This window comes from Planifilum fulgidum, from assembly GCF_900113175.1.
GTDB classification, from domain to species: domain Bacteria; phylum Bacillota; class Bacilli; order Thermoactinomycetales; family DSM-44946; genus Planifilum; species Planifilum fulgidum.
Genome location: NZ_FOOK01000009.1, coordinates 58226 through 83296, shown reverse-complemented (window position 1 = coordinate 83296; position 25071 = coordinate 58226). Strand labels below are relative to the sequence as shown.

Annotated in this window: 23 protein-coding genes; 18 read left to right on the top strand and 5 right to left on the bottom strand. The window is 59.9% G+C overall.

Annotated elements, in window-relative coordinates:
- The first annotated feature begins 6 nt into the window (after positions 1-6).
- From liaF to BM063_RS07180, 12 genes are all read left to right on the top strand, one after another.
- Positions 7-801, top strand: coding sequence for a cell wall-active antibiotics response protein LiaF (liaF, locus tag BM063_RS07235; RefSeq protein WP_092037378.1), 795 nt, complete (start codon positions 7-9; stop codon positions 799-801).
- Positions 798-1859 (top strand): HAMP domain-containing sensor histidine kinase, encoded by a 1062-nt coding sequence (locus BM063_RS07230; RefSeq protein ID WP_092037376.1) that lies wholly within the window; start codon positions 798-800, stop codon positions 1857-1859. Before liaF ends, BM063_RS07230 begins: the two co-directional genes overlap by 4 nt.
- The gene (locus BM063_RS07225; protein ID WP_092037374.1) at positions 1856-2488 is read left to right on the top strand and encodes a response regulator transcription factor; all 633 of its coding nucleotides are present in this window, start codon (positions 1856-1858) and stop codon (positions 2486-2488) included. The genes BM063_RS07230 and BM063_RS07225 overlap by 4 nt, the downstream gene beginning before the upstream one ends.
- Before the next feature lie 197 nt (positions 2489-2685).
- Positions 2686-3357 carry a futalosine hydrolase gene (locus BM063_RS07220; protein ID WP_092037372.1) on the top strand — a complete coding sequence of 224 codons (672 nt, stop codon included), beginning with the start codon at positions 2686-2688 and terminating at the stop codon, positions 3355-3357.
- Entirely contained in the window at positions 3354-4184 is an 831-nt protein-coding gene (locus BM063_RS07215; RefSeq protein WP_092037370.1) for a 1,4-dihydroxy-6-naphtoate synthase, read from the top strand. The genes BM063_RS07220 and BM063_RS07215 overlap by 4 nt, the downstream gene beginning before the upstream one ends.
- A 221-nt stretch (positions 4185-4405) precedes the next feature.
- Positions 4406-6520: a multicopper oxidase family protein gene (locus BM063_RS07210; protein WP_092037445.1), complete on the top strand. Its 2115-nt coding sequence runs from the start codon at positions 4406-4408 to the stop codon at positions 6518-6520.
- A 159-nt stretch (positions 6521-6679) separates the two neighbouring features.
- The gene (locus BM063_RS07205) at positions 6680-7078 is read left to right on the top strand and encodes a hypothetical protein (protein ID WP_092037368.1); all 399 of its coding nucleotides are present in this window, start codon (positions 6680-6682) and stop codon (positions 7076-7078) included.
- Positions 7079-7626: 548 nt separating this feature from the next.
- Positions 7627-9177: an ABC transporter substrate-binding protein gene (locus BM063_RS07200; RefSeq protein WP_092037366.1), complete on the top strand. Its 1551-nt coding sequence runs from the start codon at positions 7627-7629 to the stop codon at positions 9175-9177.
- Positions 9178-9264: 87 nt separating this feature from the next.
- Positions 9265-10212 (top strand): ABC transporter permease, encoded by a 948-nt coding sequence (locus BM063_RS07195; RefSeq protein WP_245752138.1) that lies wholly within the window; start codon positions 9265-9267, stop codon positions 10210-10212.
- Between the two features lie 34 nt (positions 10213-10246).
- Positions 10247-11086, top strand: coding sequence for an ABC transporter permease (locus BM063_RS07190; RefSeq protein ID WP_092037364.1), 840 nt, complete (start codon positions 10247-10249; stop codon positions 11084-11086).
- On the top strand, positions 11083-12081 hold the full coding sequence (locus BM063_RS07185; protein ID WP_281246687.1) for an ABC transporter ATP-binding protein: 999 nt from the start codon (positions 11083-11085) through the stop codon (positions 12079-12081). Before BM063_RS07190 ends, BM063_RS07185 begins: the two co-directional genes overlap by 4 nt.
- Positions 12082-12181: 100 nt before the next feature.
- Complete coding sequence (locus tag BM063_RS07180) at positions 12182-12970, top strand: DUF1028 domain-containing protein (protein ID WP_092037362.1); 789 nt, start codon at positions 12182-12184, stop codon at positions 12968-12970.
- Between the two features lie 72 nt (positions 12971-13042).
- Here the strand turns inward: BM063_RS07180 and rpsD are convergent, their stop codons facing one another.
- Positions 13043-13642 (bottom strand): 30S ribosomal protein S4, encoded by a 600-nt coding sequence (rpsD, locus tag BM063_RS07175; RefSeq protein ID WP_092037360.1) that lies wholly within the window; start codon positions 13640-13642, stop codon positions 13043-13045.
- A 237-nt stretch (positions 13643-13879) separates the two neighbouring features.
- Positions 13880-14632, bottom strand: coding sequence for a tRNA (guanosine(46)-N7)-methyltransferase TrmB (trmB, locus tag BM063_RS07170; protein WP_092037358.1), 753 nt, complete (start codon positions 14630-14632; stop codon positions 13880-13882).
- Between the two features lie 467 nt (positions 14633-15099).
- Between trmB and BM063_RS07165 the strand changes: the two genes are divergently transcribed.
- From BM063_RS07165 to BM063_RS07140, 6 genes are all read left to right on the top strand, one after another.
- Entirely contained in the window at positions 15100-16068 is a 969-nt protein-coding gene (locus BM063_RS07165; protein WP_092037356.1) for a sugar phosphate isomerase/epimerase family protein, read from the top strand.
- A 117-nt stretch (positions 16069-16185) separates the two neighbouring features.
- The gene (locus tag BM063_RS07160; RefSeq protein WP_092037354.1) at positions 16186-17217 is read left to right on the top strand and encodes a Gfo/Idh/MocA family protein; all 1032 of its coding nucleotides are present in this window, start codon (positions 16186-16188) and stop codon (positions 17215-17217) included.
- A 22-nt stretch (positions 17218-17239) separates the two neighbouring features.
- Positions 17240-18295 carry a Gfo/Idh/MocA family protein gene (locus BM063_RS07155; RefSeq protein WP_092037352.1) on the top strand — a complete coding sequence of 352 codons (1056 nt, stop codon included), beginning with the start codon at positions 17240-17242 and terminating at the stop codon, positions 18293-18295.
- A gap of 78 nt (positions 18296-18373) precedes the next feature.
- Positions 18374-19648: an ABC transporter substrate-binding protein gene (locus BM063_RS07150; protein ID WP_092037437.1), complete on the top strand. Its 1275-nt coding sequence runs from the start codon at positions 18374-18376 to the stop codon at positions 19646-19648.
- Positions 19649-19793: 145 nt separating this feature from the next.
- Positions 19794-21098, top strand: coding sequence for an ABC transporter permease subunit (locus tag BM063_RS07145; protein ID WP_092037434.1), 1305 nt, complete (start codon positions 19794-19796; stop codon positions 21096-21098).
- Positions 21099-21111: 13 nt separating this feature from the next.
- Entirely contained in the window at positions 21112-21939 is an 828-nt protein-coding gene (locus tag BM063_RS07140) for a carbohydrate ABC transporter permease (RefSeq protein WP_092037350.1), read from the top strand.
- A gap of 127 nt (positions 21940-22066) precedes the next feature.
- Here BM063_RS07140 and BM063_RS07135 read toward each other — a convergent pair whose 3' ends face one another.
- From BM063_RS07135 to spoVAE, 3 genes are all read right to left on the bottom strand, one after another.
- Entirely contained in the window at positions 22067-22675 is a 609-nt protein-coding gene (locus BM063_RS07135; RefSeq protein ID WP_092037348.1) for a GNAT family N-acetyltransferase, read from the bottom strand.
- 184 nt (positions 22676-22859) lie between these two features.
- Positions 22860-24140: a Glu/Leu/Phe/Val family dehydrogenase gene (locus BM063_RS07130; RefSeq protein ID WP_281246686.1), complete on the bottom strand. Its 1281-nt coding sequence runs from the start codon at positions 24138-24140 to the stop codon at positions 22860-22862.
- A 578-nt stretch (positions 24141-24718) separates the two neighbouring features.
- Positions 24719-25069, bottom strand: a complete 351-nt coding sequence (gene spoVAE, locus BM063_RS07125; RefSeq protein WP_092037344.1) for a stage V sporulation protein AE — start codon at positions 25067-25069, stop codon at positions 24719-24721.
- Between the last annotated feature and the right edge of the window lie 2 nt (positions 25070-25071).

Sequence of the window (25071 nt, the reverse complement as noted above, 5' to 3'; positions counted from 1 at the left end):
AGCATCGTGCGGCGGTTCCGAAACCAGGCTGTCGGGTTCGCCCTGTTGTTTATCGGGATCAGCGTCGTGGTGGGCCTGATCGATTTCGGTTATGCCCTGCTCGGGCCTTTGTTTCTGCTTGGCGTCGGATACATCGCCTATCAGCATCTTCACCGCTGGATCGGATACTTCTTTTTCGGGTTGGCGGCGATCGCCTTTTTTCACGGGGTGCTGGGCATCAACGTGTTCGGTTTTTTGTGCGCCGCATTCTTCATCTATGTGGGATACTGCCTGCTGACCGACAGGCCGGTTCCCTTCGTCGGCCGTTTTCGGAAGCGGCGGGCGGATGATCCCCTCGACGGGAATTTCTTTGGGGAAGGCGAGGCCCGGGGAAAAGGGAGCGATTCTTCATCGTCCTTCCGGGCGGAAGAAGCCTTCGGGCGGTCGGGAGGGGCGGGCCCCGCCCGCAGCGCCTTGATCGGCAATATCCGCATGGAAGGGCCCTTTGAGCTGGAGGATCTCCAGCTCTCCCACGCCCTTTGCGACGTGACCCTTGATCTGTCCAAGGCGGTCATTCCCGACGGGGAGAGCACCATCGTCATCAGCGGCCTGATCGGCGACGTGGATATTTACGTGCCCTACGACATGCCCGTTTCGGTGGTGTCGACGGCGCTCATGGGGGATCTCAAGATCCTGGAGCGCCGGCACAGCGGTTTCGGCTGCCGGGTGTACGCGGCAACCCCCGGATTCGGTCACGCTCCCCGCCGGGTGAAAATAGCCGTTTCCCTGTTGATCGGCGATGTCGATGTGAGGGTCCTATGAAAGGGAATCGATTGACCCGGATTCAGTGGCGGATCATGCGCTTTGCGCTGTGGATCTGTCTGGCGGTGTCCGCGTTGGTGCTGGCGGCCGTCCTTGCATATTACCGGCTGGATCCGGCCATCCTGTGGGCTGGCGAACCGTTTTCGGTTCCCCTGATCCTGCTGGTTTTGCTGCTGGTGGCGGCGGTGGGCGTCCTGTCCGGCTATTGGTTCGGCAACCGGCTGAAGAAGCGTCTGGAAAACCTGCTGGAATCCGCCCTCAAATACGAACGGGGGCAATTTTCCCACCGGATTCCGCCCCTGGGGGACGACGAGATCGGCCGGGTGGCCGAGCACCTGAACCGGATGGCCCGTCGGGTGGAGCAGCAGGTGGCTTCGCTGCAGAAATTGGCGTCGGAGAAGGCCCAATGGCGCGAGCAGATGAAACAGGCGGTGGCGACCGAGGAGCGGCAGCGGCTGGCGCGGGAGCTTCACGATGCGGTCAGCCAGCAGTTGTTTGCCATCTCCATGCTGCTGTCCGCCGTCCGGGAGAACCTTCCCGAGGATCATCCCGTGCACGCAAGGATCGCGACGGCGGAAAAGGTGGCGGGCGACGCGCAAAATGAGATGCGCGCCCTGCTGATGCAGCTTCGTCCGGCCACCCTGGAGGGGAAAGGGCTGAAGGAGGGACTTGAGGAGCTTTTGTCCGAGCTTGAAGCCAAACAGCCGCTGAAGATCGATTGGGAAATTGGCGATCTTCCCGACCTGCCCAAGGGGATCGAAGACCATCTGTTCCGGATTGTGCAGGAGTCGCTGTCCAATGTGCTCCGTCATTCCCGGGCCACTTCGGTGACCTTGCGGCTTACTGCCGCGCCGCGCCAGATCCATCTCAAAATTGTGGATAACGGCGTCGGCTTTGACATGAACAAGATGAAGAGAACCACCTACGGCCTGCAATCGATTCAGGAACGGGCCAACGAGATCGGCGGCGTGGCCGAGGTAATCTCTTTTCCCGGAAAGGGGACCCAGGTGGACGTGAAAATTCCGTTGGTGGTTGAAGAAGGGGAGCAGAAGCCATGATCCGGGTGCTGCTGGTGGATGATCACGAAATGGTGCGGCTGGGCTTGTCCGCCTACCTGGACACCCAGACGGATATCGAAATCGTCGGGGAAGCCTCCGACGGGAAAGAAGCGGTTCGGCTGGCGGCGGAACTTGAGCCGGACGTGATCCTGATGGATCTGGTCATGGAGGGAATGGACGGCATCGAGGCGACCCGGGAGATCTTGCGTGTGACGGACAAACCGAAGATTATCGTCCTCACCAGTTTCGTCGATGACGACAAAGTGGTGCCCGCCCTGGAAGCGGGGGCGCTCAGCTATCTGTTGAAAACCTCCCAGGCCCGGGAGATCGCGGAGGCGATCCGGGCGGCGGCGCGGGGGGAATCGGTCCTGGCCTCCCAGGTGACGGGAAAAGTGCTCTCCCGGATGCGCCGCCATCGCGAACCGGAACCCCATGAAACCCTGACCCCCCGGGAGATGGAAGTGCTGAAACTGATCGCCGAGGGAAAATCGAACCAGGAGATCGCGGATCAGCTGTTCATCGCGGTCAAGACGGTCAAGACCCACATCACCAACATCCTTTCCAAGCTGGGAGTGGAAGACCGGACCCAGGCGGCGATTTACGCCCATCGACACAACCTGGTGGATTGATTCGCCGAGGGGATGTGCCGCTTCGTTGCCCTTGGATGGGGCGCGGCGGCGCATCCCCTTTTTTCGCCGGAACGCGGCGGGCTGGCCGGCCGTCGCTTTTCCCCTGGAGCGCTTGCCGGATGGAGTGATATACTGAACGGGGATTGTCCACACGGGTTTTTCATGGGCGGAAGGTTGGAGGAAGGGGGCATCAGGCAGTGGAACAGGGTGCCGGAAATTCGGCGGACGGGGACGTGCTGATCGTGACCGCCGTGGAGGCGGAGAGGAACGCGCTTCTTCGCGGCCTGGGGAACGGTTCACCCTTTGATGTGCTGGCGGGAGGCGTCGGCCCCGCGGCTGCGGCCGCCAGCGCGGCGGCGCGGATGGCCCGGCGAAGATATCGCTTGGCGATCTGCGCGGGCATCGGCGGCGGATTTCCCGGCCGGGCCGAGGTGGGCATGCTGGTGGTGGCCGATGAGGTGGCGGCTGCCGACCTGGGGGCGGAAGCGCCGGAGGGATTTCTCCCCCTGGAGCGGCTGGGTTTCGGCAGCAGCCGCATTCGGACGGATGCCGAAAGGTCGGACCGCCTGGCGGAGGCCCTTCGGGGCGCGGGGCTGCCGGTGGTGGTGGGCCCGGTGCTGACGGTGTCCTGCGCCACCGGAACGGCGGAGACCGCGAAGGCGCGGGCGATGCGGGTTCCGGGGGCGGCGGCCGAAGCGATGGAGGGCTTCGGCGTCGCCGTCGCCGCCCAAAACATGGGAATCCCCTTTCTGGAGATCCGCGCCGTCTCCAACCCGGTGGGTCCGCGGAACCGGGGGGCCTGGAAAATCGAAGCGGCATTGGAACGACTGGCGGAGGCGGGTGCCGTCATCAGGGAGGTGTTCGGATGAAAATCGCCTTTTCTCCTTGTCCCAACGATACCTTCATTTTTTATGCCTGGGTGCACGGTTTGATTCCCGGCGCCCCCGACTTGGACGTCACCTATGCGGATATCGACGTGACCAACTATCTGGCCACCCGGCCGGACGGGCCGGATGTGCTCAAGGTTTCCTGCGCGGCCCTGCCCTGGGTGCTCCGGGATTACGCCCTGCTGCCCTGCGGAGGCGCTTTGGGCAAAGGGTGCGGGCCGCTCATCCTGACCAAGGAGGCTGCGGAACCGGCCTCTCTGGCGGGCAAACGCGTCGCGGTTCCCAGCGACCGTTCCACCGCGTACCTCCTGTTCCGATTGTGGGTCAGCCGCCATGTGCCCCGGGGCGTGGGCGAGATCCGGGTGATGCCCTTTCACCGGATCATGCCCGCCGTGCAGGCCGGAGAGGTGGATGCCGGACTGGTGATCCACGAGGCGCGCTTCACCTATCCTTCATACGGACTGCATATGCTGGTCGATCTGGGCGAGTGGTGGGAGAAGGACACCGGCCTTCCGATCCCGCTGGGCGCCATCATCGCCCGTCGCCATTTGGACCGGGATGCGATCGCCGGCTGGATCCGGGCTTCGGTCCGCCATGCCTGGTCCCATCCGGAGGAGCCGATGGAATACGTCCTGCGACACGCCCAGGAGATGGATCCGGAAGTGGCCAAAGCCCACATCAATCTGTATGTCAACGAGTTTTCCGCCGATCTGGGAAGGGACGGATACGGCGCCATCCGCACCCTGCTCTCCCGGGCGGCGGAGGAAGGACTGGTGCCGAGTTGGGATCCGTCGACCCTCGAAGGGTGACCCGGAAATCTTTGCGGAGCCCGCGTTATACGCCCGGATGGGGTTGCCGGGTTTTCGGTCCCGGAAACGCCCCCGGGACGGAGCGCCCCGGCAGCCGGACGGAGATCGCCGAAACAAATTCAGACCCGGGTCTTACGGGATTCGGGACTGCGGTTCGTTTCATGCGGACCGCTTTTTTTTTATCTTGGAGCCATGGACGGAACAAGGGGAGATATCAGGTGATGGACGCGATTCTTTTTTCATCCATATGGGGTTTTGCGTTTTTCCTATTGCTCGCCATGGTTCTCCTGTGGGGGCTGGCCGCGAACCGCATCGGGCGGCTCCCCTTCCGCTCCTCGCGGGAAAAGCTGAGAAAAAGCGCGAGGAGAAGTCGGGTTCTTCTGTGGCTGGCGTTGGTGACCAGCCTGCTGTTGGTGGGGCTTGCGGCCATGACGCTGGTCCGGTTCGGCTGGATGTTCGTCCGGGAATGGGCGGTGTTTGCCCTCCCGGCGATTCTGATTACGCACCTGGCCGTGATCCTCTTCACGCTTCCCAGGCTGAAGCGACTGGCCCGGGATCGCCAAGGAACGGGGCCCGTCAGCGGGGAGGAGCGGGGAGCGGTCGCCGCGCCGCGGGTGGCGGTGCCGGTGCAGACGGCGTTTGTCGCAGCGGTTCTTTTCAATATCCAGTTCTGTTTTTATCCCGTTCTCACTCTGTTTCCGATCCGCCTCACCCTCTTCTGGGCGGCCTTTCTGGGGCTGGGGGCGTTGCTGTGGGGCCGCCAGCGCCGCCGGGAACAGAGGTTGCGCCGGGAGGCGAAGTCCCCTTCGGTCGGGTTCCGCCTGATGCGGGGCGCGGCGACTTTCGCCTGCATCGCGGCCGGAGGCGTGATTCTGTTCGTCCTGTCCATGCAGGCGAGCAAACTTCCCGATCGCATGAGCATGATGAATCATGAGCGCATCGATTACGGAGGCGGACCGGCCGTCGGACACGGGGGCGGCGGGCATTCCCGCCATGCCCATGCCGGACATGGGAAAGAGGCGGTCAGCGTGACGGAGCTGACCGGTCCCCGCACCGTTGAGCCGGATCGCCGCTACACCCTCGTTGCGCGCAAGGAGAAGGTGCGCCTGTCCTCCGGAAGAACCGTGGAGGCCTGGACCTTCAACGGGCAGGTGCCCGGCCCCGAACTGCGCGCCCGGAAGGGGGAACTCGTGGAAGTCACTCTGATCAACGAGGATATCGAAGAGGGAGTAACGATCCACTGGCACGGGGTGGACGTCCCCAACGCCGAAGACGGGGTGGCCGGCCTCACCCAGAACGCCGTCAAACCGGGAGAGCGGCACACTTACCGGTTCCGGGTGGAGGAGACGGGAACCCACTGGTATCACTCCCATCAGACCTCCTCGATTCAGGTGAAGAAGGGATTGTTCGGTCCCCTGGTCCTGCTGCCGGAAGAGGAGGAGACGGAGAAGGACGAGGAGTTGGATCTTTCCTTGCTGTACCATTTCTTCGGGAACCGGGAGGTTTTGAACGACGCCGACACACTGCAGCACCGGCGGGTCGTTCCGGGAACCGAGGTGCGGCTGCGCCTCGGGAACGCCGACAGCTTTCCCCGATTCTTCACGCTGGTCGGAACGCCCTTTAAGGTGGCGGCCATCGACGGCAACGAGGTCCATCGCCCCGGCGAATTGAAGAATGTGCTCCTGTCGGTGGCGGCGGGGGGACGCTATGATGTGACCTTCACCATGCCGGATCGGCCCGTGAAGTTGACGGCGGGGACCGGCCCCGACGATCCCGGGATTTTGTTCACCCCCGACGGGAAGGGGAAGGCGCCGGAGGCGCCCGACCCTTTTGACCTTTCGCTGTTCGATCCCGCCGGCTACGGCGAACCGGGGGAGGTTCCCTTGGACCTGTCCGGCGGCTTTGACCGGGAGTTCACCATGGTTTTTGACTTCGGGATGGGATTTTTCAACGGCCGCTTTCGGAACCTGTGGCTGATCAACGGTGAGAAGTTCCCCCACACCCCCACGTTCATGGTTCAAAAGGGGGACCTGGTGAAGACGACCTTCATCAACCGCAGTCCGATGGATCATCCGATGCACCTGCACGGACACCACATGCTGGTCCTGAGCAAAAACGGAAAGCCGGTCACCGGCAGTCCCTGGTGGACGGACACCCTCAACGTCGCCCCCGGGGAGAGCTATGAAGTGGCGTTTCGGGCCGACAACCCCGGAATCTGGATGGACCACTGTCACAACCTGGACCATGCCGCCGCCGGGATGACGCTCCATTTGAGCTATGAGGGCGTGACCACCCCGTTTCACGTCGGCGAAGCCGTCGGCAATCATCCGGAGTGAGGCGGGATGAGCGGCACCGGCAAAGCGGGCTTGCCATCCGGAAGAAGCGGCCCTTCCCGTCCCGGTGAGATATGGGGAAAGGGACCGCATAGGTCCGGTCGATGGGAGGAGAACCTAAAGACTGTGCGACATCTCTGGATTTTACAGGAGTGAAAGCCCATGGTCAGCGTTCAATCAAAACGGGAATGGCTTCTCATCCCGGGCTTGGCCGCCCTGGCGCTGATAAGGCCGATTATGAGCATGGTCGGCCTGTCCCGGGCCATCGGCCAACCCTTCGCCAGCATCGCCGTCACCCTGCTCATTTCCCTCGTGTGGCTTGCGGTTGCGGTCCGGGCCCGCTTCTCCCGGCCGATCGTGACATTGACGCTCACCGGATTGGTCTACGGCATCTTCGCCGTCCTGATCAGCGCGGTGCTCTCTCCCATCCTGACCGGACAGCTGCAAGGACCCGCCACCAATGTTTTCGCCTTCGTGAGCGTTCTGTTGACCAATGCCTTTTGGGGACTGGCCGTCGGGGTGATTGCCCGGGCCGTGATGCCCCGGGATGAAAGGGATTGAAGCATCAAAGGTTGAGAAAAAGGCCGCATCAGAGGAGGCCGAATCTTGATTGCCCTGGGTGGATGTCTCCCTACACGCCGGCATTTCCGCCGGGGAACCTTTTCAGAATCCGGATTTCCGGTGCAGTTGGATGATGATGTTTTGTACAGATGCGCGATCGTTTTGGTCGACACCCTCTTTTTAGCGGTCATCTCCTGTTTCAAAAACTGGGCAAAAAAGAAAAAACCCCGGTTTGGCCGTAGGAAAAGCGCGAATATCCTGAAACAAGGAAGGATATGGGAGGACCGGACAGCTGAGAGAAGCAGGGGCGCTCCAAGGGGAGGATGCCCCTGCTCTTTCCTTCTCTCCCCTTTGGATTCTTTTTCCTGTGTTTGTTATCATTAAGGGGCATACGCCTCAAAACTTTTTGATACCCCGATGCACGACCACTCGACTTCCGCTGGGGTGGTTTTCACAGGTAGTAGAGGCATTTGGCGTAGGAAAGGCAACAGAGGCGCTTATTAGTCGCAATTTACATAATTATCCGTATATTTAGAAGGAGGTCTTTCATGAGAAAAATTTGGGTGTTTTTGCTCGTCGCGACGATGCTGGTGTGGACGGGCTGTTCCGGCTCCTCCTCCCGGGAGGCCGACTCGGGAGGGGAGGGGGGAACGCCGAAGCCGGGCGGAACGATCCGCATCGCTCTGCAATCCGACGGAAAAACCCTGGATCCCCACAAGGCGACGGATGCCGCTTCGATGCACCTGATTGAGAACATGTACAGCCGCCTGATGCGATATACCGAGAAATACGGGGAAGTGGAAGGAGAATTGGCGGAAAAGGTGGAGGTGTCGAAGGACGGGAAAACCTATACCTTCACCCTTCGAAAAGGGGTTCGATTCCATGGAACCGGCCGGGAACTGACTTCGGAGGACGTCAAGTACTCCATCGAGCGCATCATCGACCTGGGAGTCCGCAGGGATCACTTTTCCGCCGTGGACAGAATCGAAACCCCCGACTCCCATACGGTGGTTTTTCGCCTGAAACAGCCGATGGCTCCTTTCCTGACCTACCTGGCTTACCCGATGAACGCCATCGTGGACCGGGAAACGGTGGAGAACCATGACGGCAGCTTGGACCGGGCCGATGCGGGCAGCGGCCCCTTCCAATTGGATGAGTGGAAAAAGGATCAATATCTGCGCCTGAAAAAATTTTCCGGGTATTACCGCCCCGACAGGCCCTATCTGGATGAAGTCGTCTTCCGCCCCATTCCCGACGAGACGGCGAGGATGACGGCCCTGCGCAACCGGGAGGTGGACATGATCCTGGATGTTTCCGCCAAGGAAGCCCGGATGCTGGAGCAGGATTCCTCGGTCGAGGTGGTGTCTGTACCGGGAACCTTTTGGGAATACATTGGTCTCAACACGAAGAAGCCGCCCCTGGATGACGTGAAAGTGCGTCAGGCGATTGCCCATGCGGTGGATCGGGAAGCCATCAACAAGATCGTCAAATTGAACCGGGCGACGGTGTTGAAGGGAGGCAACATTCCGCCCAATCACTGGGCTCATGCTGATTTCACCCTGTATCCCCGGCGGGATGTGGCCAAGGCCAAACAACTCCTGAAGGAAGCCGGCAAGGAAAACCTCGAGCTGACGCTGAAGGTGGGCTCCGATTTTCCTTACCAGGTGGACGCGGCGCAAATCATCAAGCAGCAACTGAAGGAAGTGGGCATCGATGTGAAGGTATCGGCCCAGGAATCGGGGATCTTCTTTGACGCCCTGGGGAAAGGAGACTTCGACATGACCGTTGTCGGCTGGCTCGGCTTTGTCGATCCCGATGAATTCACCTACAACCTGTTCCATACCGGAGCGCCGTGGAATCAGCAGGGATATTCCAACGAGCAAGTGGATGCGCTTTTGGAAAGAGGAAGGACTGTCGGTGACCGGGAAGAGCGGAAGAAGATCTACCGTCAGGCCCTGAAAATCATCGCGGAGGAAGCTCCCATGGTCTTCTTGTATGTGAATGAGCGGACGGCGGCCCTGAACGGAACCGTGAAGGGATTCGACGTTCACCCCACGGTGACCACCCTTTCCTTGGAGGAAACCTGGCTGGACCGGTAGCGGGACGGTTGGGGATCAGCCGTCGAACCCTTGTCGGCGGTTGATCCCCTTTTTTGATGGATGGAGCATGACGCGGATCCGGGAGGGATGATGTTGGCGAAGTATCTATTGAAGCGCATTGCCTTGTCGATCCCGGTGCTGTTCGGCATCTCCGTTCTGGTCTTTCTGTTGGTTCGCCTGGTTCCCGGGGATACGGTCACGGTGATGCTGGGCGCCCAGTACAACGAGGAACAGGCGCAGATGCTGCGGGAGAAGTACGGGCTCGACCGGCCTGTCCACGTGCAGTATGCCCTGTGGATCTCCAACCTGATGAAGGGGGATTTCGGCCACTCCACTTTCACCGGCCAGCCGGTCCTGACGGCGATTCTGGAGCGCCTTCCGGTCACGCTGGAATTGACGGCGATCAGTGTGCTGTTCGCCCTGGTTGTCGGCATTCCCCTGGGCATTCAGGCGGCGGTTCGACGAAACCGTTGGATGGATTATCTGGCGACGGTCTTCGGCCTTTCGGGGATTTCCATACCGGGGTTTTGGCTCGGAACGCTGCTGATTCTCCTGTTTTCTCTCAAATGGGGTTGGTTTCCCTCCGGAGGGTATGTTGCGATCTGGGAGGATCCCCTCGGGAATCTGCAGACGATGGCCATGCCCGGAATCGCCCTGGGGACCGCCGTGGCGGCGGTGGTGATGCGCATCACCCGTTCGTCGATGCTGGAGGTGCTGGACCAGGAATATATCAAAATGGCCCGGATCAAGGGGGCGCCGGAGCGGATCGTCGTTCGGCGCCACGCCTTGCGGAACGCCCTGATCCCGGTGGTGACGGTTCTCGGCATCCAGGTCGGGTATCTCCTCGGCGGCTCGGTGGTGATTGAGCAGATCTTTTCCCTGCCCGGTGTGGGTCAGCTGGTCTTGCAGGCGATCACCAACCGAGATTACGCGCTGCTGCAGGGCAGCATCCTGTTTATCGCGGTCTCTTTCGTGGTGATCAATCTGCTGGTCGACCTGCTGTATACCCTGATCCATCCGCGGATTCGGTATTGACACTTCCGCGTCGAACGCAGAAAGGAGGGAAATCGTGCGGGAGATCGGGTTGCGTTTGCGCCAAAACCGGCTGGCGCTGGCCGGACTGGTCCTGATTCTGATCTTTTTGCTGATGGCGGTGTTTGCCCCGCTCATCGCCCCGTACGATCCCTATCGGATCGACGAAAACGCCGTATTGAGTCCGCCGTCGGCGGAACACCCGTTGGGTACCGATTCCTTCGGCCGGGATGTCCTGAGTCGGATGGTATACGGGGCCCGCATTTCCTTCAAAGTGGGACTCATTTCCGTCGGTATCGCCCTCGCGGCGGGGGTGTTGATCGGAGCGGCGGCCGGCTATTACGGACGGTGGGTGGATGCGGCCCTGTCGCGGGTGATCGATGTCCTGTTCTCCTTTCCGGACATCCTGCTGGCCCTGGTGATCATGGCCGTCCTCGGTGCCAGTCTGACCAATGTGATGATTGCCATCGGCATTGTCTACACCCCGATCTTCGCCCGAATCACCCGCGGCGCGGTGTTGGAGATCAAGGGATCTCTCTTCATCGATGCGGCACGGGTTCTCGGTGCCGGCCGGTTGACCATTCTCCGACGACACATTCTGCCCAACGTGATGGCCCCCATCATCGTCCAGACCACCCTATCCCTCGCCTTTGCCATCCTGGCGGAAGCGGCCCTGAGCTTCATCGGCCTCGGAGTGGAGCCGGATACCCCTTCCTGGGGAATCATGTTGAATGAAGGAAAAAATTGGATGGAAGCGGCGTGGTGGATCGCCGTATTTCCGGGAGCGGCCATCACCTTGGCGGTGCTGGAATTCAACGTGCTGGGAGACGGTCTCCGGGATGCCCTGGATCCCCGGCTGAGGGGGGAGCGCCTGTGACGAAACGATCCAAAAAGGGGGATGAGCCGGTGGATGCGATTCTGGAGGTGAAGGGACTCCGGTGCTCTTTTGACACCCGCCGGGGTACGGTGCGGGCCGTTGACGGGGTGGATTTTCAGGTGAGGAAAGGGGAAATGATGGCTCTGGTCGGTGAATCGGGGTGTGGAAAGAGCGTGACGGCCCAGGCGATCATGGGCCTCATCGGTCGGAAATCCGGTGAACGGGTGGAGGGGGAGATTTGGTTCAAAGGGGAGAATCTGCTGGAGAAGAGCGAGGAGGAGTGGTGCCGGATCCGCGGCAATGCAATCTCCATGGTTCTGCAGGATCCGATGACCTCCCTCAATCCCTCGCACCGGGTCGGCAGACAGGTGGGCGAAGTCCTCGAGCTTCACCGGAAGAGGAGCCGTGCCGCCGCCTGGTCTGCGGCGGTGGAGATGTTGGGGAAGGTGGGCATCTCTTCTCCGGAAGTGCGGGCGAAACAATATCCTCATCAGTTCAGCGGGGGGATGCGCCAGCGGAGCGTCATTGCCGCAGCCTTCATCGGCCAGCCGGAATTGTTGATCGCCGATGAGCCGACCACGGCGCTGGATGTCACCATCCAGGCGCAGATTCTGGATTTGATGAGGGATCTTCGGGAGCAGACGAAAGCGGCGATTCTCCTTATCACCCACGATCTCGGCGTGGTGGCGGAAACCTGTGACACCGTCTCGGTGATGTACGCGGGAAGGATCGTGGAGCAGGCCCCCGTCAAATCGCTGTTTGCCTCCCCCCGCCATCCCTACACCCGCGGCTTGCTGGCTTCCCTCCCCAAGCCGGAGGGAGAAAAAGATCTGACTCCGATTCCCGGACAGCCTCCCGACCTGTCGGAGCTTCCGCCGGGATGTCCCTTTTCCGATCGTTGCCCCCACGTGGTGGAGCGTTGCCGGATCGATCGGCCATCCCTCCGTTCCGTCGGCGGGCACCGGGTCGCCTGCTGGTTGGCGGAAGAGGACTGATTTTGTCTCCTTCCCTCTGCGGCGGATCAGGCATATGCATATACCAGGGGAAACGGAGGGTTTCCTCTGGTGCTTGCCGCCTGATTCGAGGTGATGCCGCATGTTTCTCCACACCTTTTCCGTGGTCGCCCGTTGCAGGGAAACCGGCCGCTTCGGCGCCGCAGTGGCTTCCCATTTCCCGGGGGTGGGCGCCTACGCTCCCTACGTCCGGTCGGGTGTGGGAGCGATGGTGGTTCAGGGCTGGGTCAACCCTTCTTTCGGACTCCACGGCATGGAGATGCTGGAGCGGGGAATGTGCAGCGAGGAAGTCCTGGAAAGGCTGCTTTTTCGGGATCCGGGCCGGGAGTTGCGGCAACTGGCCATCGTCGATCGCAACGGAACGATCGCCGTTCACACCGGGGCGGAGAATGATCATGTGAGGGGACATCTGACGGGGGAGGACTTTGTCGTCATCGGGAACTGTCTGGCAACGGAGACCGTGCTTTCCGACATGGCCGAAGCGTTTCGGAAAAGCGTGGGTCCCCTGGCGGAACGGCTTCTCGCCGCCCTGATCGCCGGGGATCTGCAGGGAGGGGACCGGCGGGGAAAGCGGTCCGCGGCCGTTCGGGTTGTGGCGTTGGCCGGTTTTCCCTACGTCGACTTCCGGGTGGATTACCACCCGGATCCGGTCTTCGAACTGGATCGCATATACCGGGAAAACAAAGGGCTGCTCATTGACCGCTACGAGGCATGGGTCGAATCCGTCCGGAACGGAGTCCCCTTTCCGAAATCTATACCTCCTCTTTCCGCCACGGGGGCTTCCTTCCTGAAACCGGATGCGGAAGCGTCGGGATCCCGCGGAGGGGCCGATCCTTCGGATCGGGGTCCGGGAGGAGGACGTTTGACCTGAGGCGGGAGAAAACAACAATCCGCCGACCCAAGCGGGTCGGCGGATTTTTTTCCGGAAACCGCATATCGTTTTTTAACGCGAATAATACTCGATGACCAGGGTTTCGTTGATTTCCGCCGGCAGTTCCTCCCGTTCCGGCAGGCGGACGTACGTACCCTCCATCTTGTTTTCGTCGTAGGACAGGTAATCGGGGAGGTAATCCCGATTTTCCAGGGCCTCCTTCACGATGGCGAGGTCCCGGCTTTTTTCCCGGAGGCTGATCACATCGCCCGGTTTGACCTGATAGGAGGGGCGGTCCACCTTTTTCCCGTTCACGGTGACGTGCCCGTGAACGACCAGCTGGCGAGCCTGCGGACGGGTGCGGGCGAAGCCGAGCCGGTAAACCAGGTTGTCCAGGCGGGACTCCAGGAGTTTCAGAAGGTTTTCCCCGTGGACGCCCTTCAGCTTGCCGGATCGGATATACAGGTTGCGGAGCTGTTTTTCGCTCACGCCGTACATGAAGCGGATTTTCTGCTTTTCCTGCAGCTGAAGACCGTATTCGCTCAGCTTGCGCCGCTGTCCGGGACCGTGCTGCCCCGGGGGATACGGCCGTTTCAGCTCCTTGCCCGTGCCGGAAAGGGAGATGCCGAGGCGGCGGCTCAATTTCCAACGAGGTCCTGTGTAACGTGCCATTGAAAAGTGACTCCTTTCATCATTTGCGTAATTGCAAATGACAGGGTGGCTGGTCCGCTGGAACTTGCCCGCGCTTTCCGGATGGCGGCGAAAAGCGGGACACCCGGTGGCCAAGCCATCGGGGCGGAACCAGTGAGGGTGATCCATCACCTATCCTTTGCAAGCCATCCTCAAGTCCCCTAGGAGCGGGTCCATTGAGCCATACAAATCAATATTATAAGGGTTGGGCGGGAAAAGTCAACGCCTTGGATGCGGGGCGTCCAGGGAGCTTTTCGCATCGTCGGATGTCGAATGGGAGGGTCGGCGCTCCACCGGCGAAGTTTCCGGGTTTTCCGCTGGAGGTTCCTCCTCCGGGAGGGGTTCCGCCAAAACGTAGTAGATCGGAAGGCCCCTGGAGACGAATTTCTCTTCGTATTCGGTCATGATGTTTTCTTCCGCATAGGGGCTTCGGTGCAGATCTTCGCTCTTTTCCAGCACGCGAAAGCGGGCGTTTTCCAGCTCCTCCAACGTGAACAGGTACAGGTCGCGGCTGTCCGTCTTGAGCAGAATTTCGCCGCCGGGCTTCAGCACCTGCCGGTACAGGGCGAGAAACCGCCGATGGGTCAGCCGGCGCTTGGCGTGCCGGCGCTTGGGCCAGGGATCGCTGAAGTGGAGATAAAGGCGGTCCACTTCGCCCGGGGCGAAGATTTCGGCGAGGCGGGACACGTCCGTCCACAAAAAGCGGAGGTTTTCGCATTCCGCCTCATCCGCCTTTTTCAAGGCCATCAGCAAAACTTCCTCGATCCGGTCCACGCCGATCCAATTGACGGACGGTTTGAGGGCGCAAACGGTCGAGAGAAAACGCCCCTTTCCCGTTCCCAGTTCCACGTGAATCGGATTGTCATTGCCGAAATGGGCGCGCCATTTCCCCCGCATCTGTTCCGGTTCGTTGACGACCAGGGGGTGGCTGCGGACCATCTCCTTGGCATGGGGTTTTCGTCTGAGTCTCATGCTTTTCGCTCGTCCTCCGTTCGCCTTCAATAGATTTATATGCTCGGATCCAAGCCGGGGGCAGTCCGAAGGGATCATCCCCCATTGTAGCGGGAAATGGGGAAGAGGGCAAAGGTCGGGCGGCCTCCGATGTCCGGGAATATTTTGACAAACTTTTCAGTCTTGTAAACCCGCCGGGGAGTGAGATATTCTAAAAATGTGTAACCCCTTTCAGGGAAGGGCGGGGGACCTGTGCCGGAAATCCTTCGCTTTTTTGCAAAAATCGGCGTCGATTCATGACAAAAAAGAGTTTGACATTTCGCGGAATCCTATCGTATGATTCACGCGAAGCATTTTCCCGCACTACATGCCGGTTGGGGGGGGATCGGATCCTTTTGGGGAATCCCAGGTGTTGCCGTCGTTTTTGGAAAGCGGCTTCATTCGCTTGGCAAAAGCCAAAACCTTGATCAAAGGGGGAGGATCGATCGATGAAACTGGGTGTGTTCACCGTTCTGTTTGCGCAGAAGCCCTTTGAGGAAATGCTGGATTACGTCAAGGAAGCCGGACTGGACGCGGTGGAGCTGGGGACCGGAAATTATCCGGGGAATGCCCATTGCAATCCGGATGAGCTGTTGTCAGATGAGAAGAAATTGAAGGAATTTAAGCAAACGGTTGCACAAAAAGGGCTGCAGATCAGCGCATTAAGCTGCCACGGAAACCCTTTATCGCCTGATAAATCGTTTGCACAACAATCCCACGAAACCTTTGTAAAAACCGTTCAATTGGCTGAAAAACTGGAGGTTCCCGTGGTCAACTGCTTTTCGGGGACGCCGGGGGACCACGAAGGGGCCAAATACCCCAACTGGCCGGTGGCGCCTTGGCCCAACGAGTATCGGGAAGTTTTGAAGTGGCAGTGGGAAGAGAAACTGATTCCCTATTGGAAGGAATGGGGAAAATATGCCGCCGATCACAACGTGAAGATCGGTTTGGAGCTGCACGGAGGATTTCTCGTCCACACGCCGGCCACCCTGCTGCGCCTGCGGGAGGCCGTCGGCGAGGTGATCGGCGCCAATCTGGATCCCAGCCATCTGTGGTGGCAGGGGATCGATCCGGTGGCCGCGATCAAAATTTTGGGCAAAGAGGGAGCCATTCACCACTTCCACGCCAAGGACACCTATATCGATCAGGACAACGTGAACATGTACGGTCTGACGGACATGCAATCCTATGCCAACCTGCAGGAGCGCGCTTGGCTGTTCCGCACGGTGGGGTACGGACACGATCTGAAGACCTGGGCGGACATTTTGAGCGCGCTGCGCCTGGTCGGTTACGATTACGTGGTCAGCATCGAGCACGAGGATGCCCTCCTGTCCATCGAAGAGGGCTTCCACAAGGCGGTGGAAAACTTGAAACAGGTCATGCCCAAAGAAACTCTCGGCGAGATGTGGTGGGTGTAATTTTCGCCAACCAGATGCGGTGCAGGGCGGAGAAGAAGAAGGGGTGCGCCGCACCGGGGATGCGGCGGCGCACCTTGCTCCATACAGGATATGAACCAGCAGAGGAGGAAAGGCGACATGGCAAAAGTGAGGGTGGCGGTGATCGGATGCGGCAGCATCGCCAAGCATCGGCACATTCCCGAGTTTGCCGAACATCCGGAGGTGGAATTGGCAGCCTTTTGCGACGCGGTGGAGGAGAGGGCGGCGGCCTTTGCCCGCCGGTACGGGGGTGACGCCTACACGGATTACCGGGAGCTGCTCAAGCGGCCGGACATCGACGCCGTCAGCGTCTGCACGCCCAACGTGTATCACGCGCCCATCTCCATTGCCGCCGCCGAGGCCGGCAAGCACGTCCTGTGCGAAAAGCCGATGGCGACATCCCGGGATGAGGCCCAGGCCATGATCCGGGCCGCGAAGGAGCGGGGCGTGGTGCTGATGATCGCCCATAACCAGCGGCTGATGCCGCCCCATGTGAAGGCGAAGGAGATTCTGGAAAGCGGCTCGCTGGGACGCGTCCTCACCTTCCGAACCGCCTTCGCGCACGGCGGACCGGAAAGCTGGAGCGTCGAGGGGAAGGGCGGATGGTTCTTCCGCAAGGAAAAAGCTTTCCTGGGGGCCCTGGGGGATCTGGGCATCCACAAAGTGGATCTGATCCGCTGGCTGCTCAAGGATGAAATCGTCGAGGTGGGCGCCTTCGTCGACACGCTTCACAAGGAAGATACGGACGTGGATGACAACGCGGTGTTCATCCTCCGCACCGCCAAAGGAGTGATGGGCACCATGGCGGCCAGCTGGACCCATGTTCCCGGCGAGGACAACAGCACCGTCCTTTACTGCGAAAAGGGTCTGATCCGCATCGGAGCCGATCCGGAGTATCCGTTGATCGTCGAGCGGGCCGACGGCCAGGTGGAAAAACACCGGGTGGGGCCCATCGCCACCAACGAGGAAGGCGGGCAAACGAAGAGCGGCGTGATCGACGCGTTTTTGGAGAGCATTCTCAACGGGACGCCTCCGCTCATTCCCGGGGAAGAGGGGATGAAGTCCCTCGGCGTCATTCTGGCCGCCCTGCAGTCGGCGCGGGAGAAACGGATCGTCGGCGTGGAACTGTGACGAATTGGAGTGGAGTGAAACCATGCGGAAGAAGTGGCGTTTCGGGATTGTCGGGGCAGGCGGCATTTCCGAGTTGCACTTGAAGACGTTGGAAAAGGAGCCCCGCGCGGAAGTGGCCGCCATTTCCGATGTGGCCGTCGAGAAGGCGCGGGAACGGGCGGAGAAGCACCGGATTCCCCACATTTACCGGGACTACCGGGATTTGATCCGGCGGGAAGACGTGGATGCCGTTCTCGTCTGCGTGCCCAACGATCTTCACGCACCGGTGGCGATTGAGGCCCTCCGCGCGGGCAAGCATGTGCTCTGCGAAAAACCGATGGCCATCAACGGGGATCTGGCCCGGCAGATGGCGGAGGTCGCCAGGGAAACGGACCGGGTGCTGATGATCGGTCAAAACAACCGCTTCCACAGCGAGGTCCTCCTGCTGAAGGAACTGATCGAAAAAGGGAAATTGGGCCAGATCTATCATGCGAAGACGGGATGGATCCGCAGGAACGGCATTCCCGGCTGGGGAAGCTGGTTCACGTCGATGGAAAGGGCCGGCGGGGGCCCCCTGATTGACATCGGCGTCCACATGCTGGACCTCACCCTGTGGCTGATGGGCTTCCCCAAGCCCCTCGCCGTCTTCGGCCAGACCTACGGGGTGTTCGGTCCCCGGAAAAAGGGGTTGTCCAGCTACGGGTCGATCGACGAGCGGGGAGTCTTCGATGTGGAGGACCTGGCGGTGGCGATGATCCGGTTTGAAGGGGGAGTCACCTTGACCCTGGATGTCAGCTGGGCCGCCTACGTGGAGCGGGATCGGGTCTTCGTCAACCTGTTCGGCAGCGAGGGCGGCGCCGCCGTCGATCTTCAGGACCGGAAGATCGCCCTGTTTCACGAGGAGGGAAACACGCCGGTGGATTCGGTGATCCGGCCGGCCCGCCGAGATGACCGCCTCCATCTGTTGAAAAATTTCATCGACAGCATGGAAGGGACGGCCTCTCCCATTTGCACCCCGGAACACGGGGTGTATATCCACCGGATTTTGGATGCCATCTATCGTTCGTCGCGGACGGGCGAACTGGTGAAACTTGACTAAAAGGGGGTGATGGCCGGGAGCGAGGGACGCGGGATCGCTGAAAGACGGAAAATCCAAGCTGCAAAGGGGGAACAAGCCATGCACTTATGGAAAAAAATCGGTGTCGTCGGAGTGGCGTTGGCGTTGATGCTGACGACGGTCGCCTGCGGCAGTTCCGACAGCGGATCGGATGAGGGAAAAGGCGAGCAGGTGACCATCGTGTACGCCCGGGGTAAGGATGACACGGGCTCCACTGAGAAACTGATTGAAGCCTTTGAGAAGAAACACCCGAACATCAAGGTGAAGTTCAAGGAGATGCCGACGGACACCGGCGTCAGCCACGATCAGTACGTGACGATGCTTTCCGCCCAGTCTTCGGAAATCGATGTGTTCGACATGGACGTGATTTGGCCGGCGGAATTTGCCCAGGCCGGTTACGTGCAGGATCTGGACCGTTTCATCCAGAGGGACAATATCGACATGAGCAAGTACATCCCCGGTGCGGTGGAGGCGGGGAACTTCAACGGAAAGCAGTGGGCGATGCCCCGATTTATCGACGCGGGACTTTTGTATTACCGGAAGGATATTGTGAAGGATCCCCCCAAAACCTGGGATGAGCTGATCGATCTCGCCAAGAAGCACAAGGGCGAGAAGGGCACCAAATCCGGCTTCTTGATGCAAGCCGCCCAATATGAAGGTTTGGTCTGCAACTTCATCGAATTCGCCGGATCCTACGGCGGCCGGATCCTGGACGAAAAGGGGAATGTGGTGATCAACTCCCCCGAAACGGTAAAGGGTCTGGAAAAGATGATCGAAGTCGTCAAATCCGGCGCGGTGCCGGGCAACATTCTGGCGATCAAGGAGCCGGAAACCCACCAGATGTACAAGGAAGGGGAATCGGTGCTGGCCCGCAACTGGCCGTACATGTTTGCGATTCTCCAAAATCCGGATGAATCCAAGGTCGTGGACAAGGTGGGAGTGGCCCCTCTGCCGAAGGGGGACAAGGAATCCGCCGCGGCGCTGGGCGGTTGGATGATCGGAATCAACAAGTATTCCAAGCACAAGGAGGAGGCCTGGGAGCTGGTGAAGTTCCTCTCGGGACCGGAGGGGCAGAAGATTTCCGCTCTTCACAGCCACTCCCCGACGTACCTTCCGACCTATGACGATCCGGAAGTGCAAAAGGCCAACCCCCTCTATGCCGATGAGAACTTTGTCAAGGGGGTAAGCGCGGCGATTCCCCGTCCGGTGTCCCCGGAATATCCGAAGATCTCCGAAATCATCCAGGTCGAAGTTTCCAAGGCGCTGGCCGGGAAGCAATCCGCGAAGGAAGCCGTGAAGAACATGGAGAAGCAGCTGAAGGAAGTGGTGAAATAAGGTTTTCCTCTGCGGGAGGAGGAAGCCGCATCCCCTTTGAAGGGGGCGGCTTCCACCCTCTTTCCCTGCCTCGCGCGCCCAGGCGCGGGGACATTGCGACTCCGCCCTTGATCTTGAGGAACAGTCAAAGTTGGTGAAAGAATTCATGGAAAAAAAGCGGAGAAGTTTGTCCGAAAAACATATCGGATACCTGTTGGTTCTGCCGGCACTCGCTATCATCCTCGTGATCGCGATTTGGCCGGTGCTTCGCTCCTTTTGGATGAGTCTTTACGACATTCGGCTGAACGATCCGACAAAGCTCCAGATCCAAAGCGGCTACGGGATCGACGTGGAGCGCTACGCCGACACGGTTCCTTACCTGATGAACGCCCTGGATGGCGAAATCCGGCAGGCGCCGGAGGATGTCAAGGATCAGCTCCAGCGCATCAAGAGAGACCTGGAAGAGCTGAAAAACGCCGTCGAGGGCCATCGCCAGGTGTCCGAGCGGCTGGATCAAGTGAATGAATTGCTGAACAATTTCCAACCCGTTCCGGAAAAGCTGAAATACGCCAAGGTGGATGAGGAGCTCGCCTTGGAAACCCGACAGAAGCTGGAAAAGATCCATGCCGAAATCAAGGAGATCGACTCGGACAAATTGCAGAAACAGAGCGATCTTCTCGGACTGGTGAACGGCTGGCGGGAAACCATCATCGAGCCCAACTTTGTCGGTTTCAAATATTATCTGGAGTTTGCCAACAGCCCCCGGTTGTGGAACGCCCTCGCCAACACGACGGTGTTTACGGTGATCTCCGTCTTCCTGGAACTGGTGTTGGGACTTTGGATCGCCGTCCTGATCAACAAACAGTTCAGGGGGCGGGGGATTGTCCGGGCCGCGGTGTTGGTTCCCTGGGCTCTGCCCACGGTCATCGCCGCCTTGATGTGGAGGTTCCTCTTTGACGGTCAAAACGGCGTGATGGCTAAGATTTTCACGGAGATCGGGCTGATTCCCAACATGGGCGTCCTTTTGACCACCAAGTTCTGGTCGATGTTTGCCGTCATCTTCGCCGATGTCTGGAAAACGACGCCCTTCATGGCCCTGCTCCTTTTGGCGGGCCTGCAGACGATTCCCCAATCCCTCTATGAGGCGGCGGAAGTGGACGGCGCCTCCAAAACGCAGCAGTTTTTCAAAATTACGCTGCCGATGCTGAAATCGACCATCCTGGTGGCCCTCCTGTTCAGGACCCTGGATGCCTTCCGGGTGTTCGACCTGATCTATGTGTTGACCGGCGGAGGACCTGCCAATTCGACGGAAACGATCTCCGTTTTCGCCTACAAAACCATGTTCGCCCAGCTGAACTTCGGAGCCGGTTCCGCCCTGTCCGTCATCGTTTTCATCTGCGTGGCGTTGATCAGCATGATCTTCGTCAAACTGCTCGGTTCCGATCTCATCAGCGACGGGCGCAAACGGTGAGGGGGGTGATTGGATGCGGAAAAAAGCAGGTCCAGGATTTTACGTATTTTTGGTCGGCTTCGTCTTTGTCATCCTCTTCCCCTTTTTGTGGCAGTTTCTGGCATCCCTGAAGCCCCCCGGCGAGCTGTTCGGGGAAAGCGCCTTTAAGCTGTTCGCGTCCAATCCGACGCTGGACAACTATGTGCGGGTCTTTACGCAGCGTCCCTTCGGTTCCTATCTGTGGAACAGCTTTGTCGTGGCATCCCTGACCACCATCTACTGCGTGTTCGTGGCGGCCATCGCCGCCTATGCGATCGCCCGCCTGCACTTTCGCGGGAAGACCCTGGTGCTGGGTCTGTTCCTCATGGTGTCGATGTTCCCGCAAATCGCCACCATTGCCCCCATTTACCTTTTCGTGAAATCGGTCAATCTCACCAACTCCTACCTGGGGCTGGTGATTCCCTATACCACCTTTGCCTTGCCCCTGGCGGTTTGGAACCTGACCGCCTTTTACCGGCAAATTCCCTATGACCTGGAGGAGGCCGCCCGGGTGGACGGAGCGACCGTGATGCAAACCTTCTGGAAGGTGATCTTCCCCCTGGCGGTTCCCGGTACCTTCACCACGGCGATCCTCGTCTTCATCGCCGCCTGGAACGAGTTTTTCTTCGCCCTGACCATCAACACCGAGGAGACGATGAAGACGGTGCCGGTGGGCATCGCCCTGTTCCAGGGCCGCTACACGATTCCCTGGGGTGAGATTTCCGCCGCCTCCGTCATCGTGACGATCCCTCTGGTGATCATGGTTTTGATCTTTCAACGCCGGATTATTTCGGGGATTACGGCCGGTGCCGTCAAGGAGTGAATTGGCGGTCTCGGCTTAGCGTCGGAGAAAGCGATGTTTCGCCGCGCGGAGCCGGGGCGAAAAAACGCCTCCGATTCCCGGGCTTTGGGGTTTGCGGCGATTTGAGGCCACCGCTAGGTGGCCTTTTTTATCTTCCGGGGAGTTCCGACGGGCCGCCGGCCGGGAGACATTGCGTCTCCTCCTCGCCTTGTTTCCGCCTCTTCCATTCCTCGGCGGTGATGGCGAAGAGAAGGTGGTCGTGAAACCTTCCCTTAAGGTATGCCGCTTCCCGAAGCGTTCCCTCCATCCGGAATCCGAGGCTAAGCGGTATCGCCTGGCTGGATATGTTGGCGGGGGTGCAGCGGATTTCGATCCGGTTGATCGCCCGCTTTTCGATCAGGTAATCGATCAGGGCGGCGGCCGACCGGCGCATGATTCCCTTCCCCACGAATTCTTTTCCCAGCCAGTATCCGATTTCCGCCACCCGGTTCCAGGCGTCGATCCGCTCAACGGTGATGGACCCTGCTAGCATCTCCCGGAACCATATGCCGAAGTGGGCCTCCGTGCCGGCGGAAAAGCGGCCCAGGGACCGGAGGATGTAGTTTTCCGCGTCGGATTCCACCCGCATCCGATCCACCCAGGGAAGCCACGGTCGCAAATGATCGCGATTGGACGCCACCAGCCGAAACATTGCCTGCGCGTGGCTCATCTCCAACAGGCGGAGCTGAGTGCAACGGTCGACCGGAATGGTGAGCACGTCCCATCCCCCTTGCAGCCAGCAAGCTTCGCTCCTTCAGTATGCGCAATCCCCGGGGCAATCATCGGCGCCCGGCGGCGGAAACCGAAGGAAGAATCGAGAGGGGTCAATCCGGTTTCCCGAGATGGATGTCGCCTCGAAAAAAAAGCGCCTGCCTTCGCCGGCAAGCGCCCGATTGACGGAGTCACCGCTGGAGAACGGCCTGGTGCTCCTTGATCCAGCCCCGGGCCACCATCGCCTTGACGATCCGGGCGATGGACACCATATAGGCGGCGGTCCGCATGTCCACCTTTTTCTCCTGATGCATCCGGTAAACGTTGTGGTAAGCCTCCACCATTTTTTGTTCCAGTTTGCTGTTCACTTCCTCTTCCGGCCAGTGATAGTTCATGAGGTTTTGAACCCATTCGAAGTAGGAGACGGTGACGCCGCCGGCGTTGGCCAGGATATCCGGGATCACGTGAATGCCCTTGTTGTAGAGGATCCGGTCCGCCTCCGGCGTGGTGGGGCCGTTGGCCGCCTCCGCCACGATTTTGGCGCGGATGCGGTCCGCATTTTCTTCGTGGATCTGATCCTCCAAGGCGGCGGGAATCAGGATGTCCACCTCGAGTTCCAGAAGTTCCCGGTTGGTGATTTGCCGGGTGTGATCGCTGAAATAGTCGGTGAAATGGATGACCGATCCGGTCTTCTCCTTGATGTTGACGGCTTCCTTCGGATCAATCCCGCCGGGGTTGAAGATGCCTCCCTGCGAGTCGCTGATGGCCACGATCCGGCAGCCCAATTCCTGCAGAAGAAGAGCGCTGTAGCGGCCCGCGTTGCCAAAGCCTTGAACGGCGACGGTGGCTCCTTCCAGGGGAATCCCCAGTTTCTCCGCCGCTTCCCGGATGGTGAAGACGCAGCCGAGGGCGGTCGCTTTATCCCGTCCCAGGGAACCGCCGATAATCGGATCCTTGCCGGTGATGACGCCGGGGGTGAAGGATTGGCGCATGCGGCTGAACTCATCCATCATCCAGCCCATGATTTCGGCATTGGTGTACACGTCCGGCGCCGGAATGTCCTTTTCCGGTCCGATGATGGAAGCGATCGCCTGGATGAAGCCCCGGCTCACCCGTTCCAGTTCCCCTTTGGACAACTGTTTCGGATTGCAGACGACGCCCCCCTTCGCTCCTCCGTAGGGCAGGCCGACCACGCCGCATTTAAAGGTCATCCACATCGAGAGGGCCTTGACTTCGTCCATGGTCACATCGGGGTGAAAACGGATGCCTCCCTTGGTCGGCCCGATGGCGTCGTTGTGCTGCGACCGGTACCCGTGAAAGATCCGGGTGCTGCCGTCGTCCATGGTCACGGGGAAGGAAACGCAGAGAACGCGCGTCGGATGCAGGAGGATTTCCGTGACGTTGCGATCCAGCCCGAGCAGGTTGGCTGCGTGGGCGACCTGTTGTTGAGCCATTTCAAAGGGATTGTGCATAGATCGACCTCCATTCATTCTTATTTGATTTATGTAAACTTCGGGGAACTTGCAACCTGCGACAGCTTTCCGGTCTTTGTCCTTCATGAAATTTTTTTATTTAACATGACAAGATTGAGAAAAGAGAGATATTCACAAACAAAAAGCGCATATTGCCGTTCCGCACGCCTCCGGCCGTCCCGCAGGGCCTTGGCGGGAGGCGGGGGTCGGGATTCACAAAGATTTCATAGGGATATTATATCGTTGATGATTCGGCTGCTCCACCCCGATCCTGCGTTCGGGGGGAGTTGCGGAAGTGAAGAAAAATGCACTTACATGAATAATGATTCCGCTTTCATGGCAGGGTTTTTTAAAAATAAAAAATATGTGACCGTCTCCCGTTTTCCGTAAATGGCCCTGAATCCGTCCCATGCGCGGCCGGAGGATCCCGGGACGGCAGGGGGAGGGAGGAGGGAGGGTTCCGGCGTCTGCGAGGGTGCTTGTCCACGGAATGCGGGCCGCCTCTCTATTGGAGGCGGCCGGGATGGATGATCAGCAGGGGGAGAAAAGCGGGGCGTGGAAAGCTTCCGATCGAGAGATCAGCCTTTCGGCCGGAAGATCAACGCCGCCAGGAAACCGAAGATGATGGCAGAGGAGATACCGGCGCTGGTCACTTCGAATATCCCGGTGATCACTCCGATCAGCCCGTGCCTCTCCGCTTCGGCCATCGCGCCGTGGACGAGGGCGTTGCCGAAGCTGGTGATGGGCACGGTGGCACCGGCTCCCGCGAAATCGATCAGCGGCTCATACAGATTGAAGCCGTCCAGCAGGGCTCCCACGACGACCAGGGTGCTGGTGGTGTGGGCAGGCGTCAGTTTGAACACGTCGATCAGAAGCTGTCCGATGACACAGATCAATCCCCCGACCACAAAGGCCCAGAAAAAAATCATGC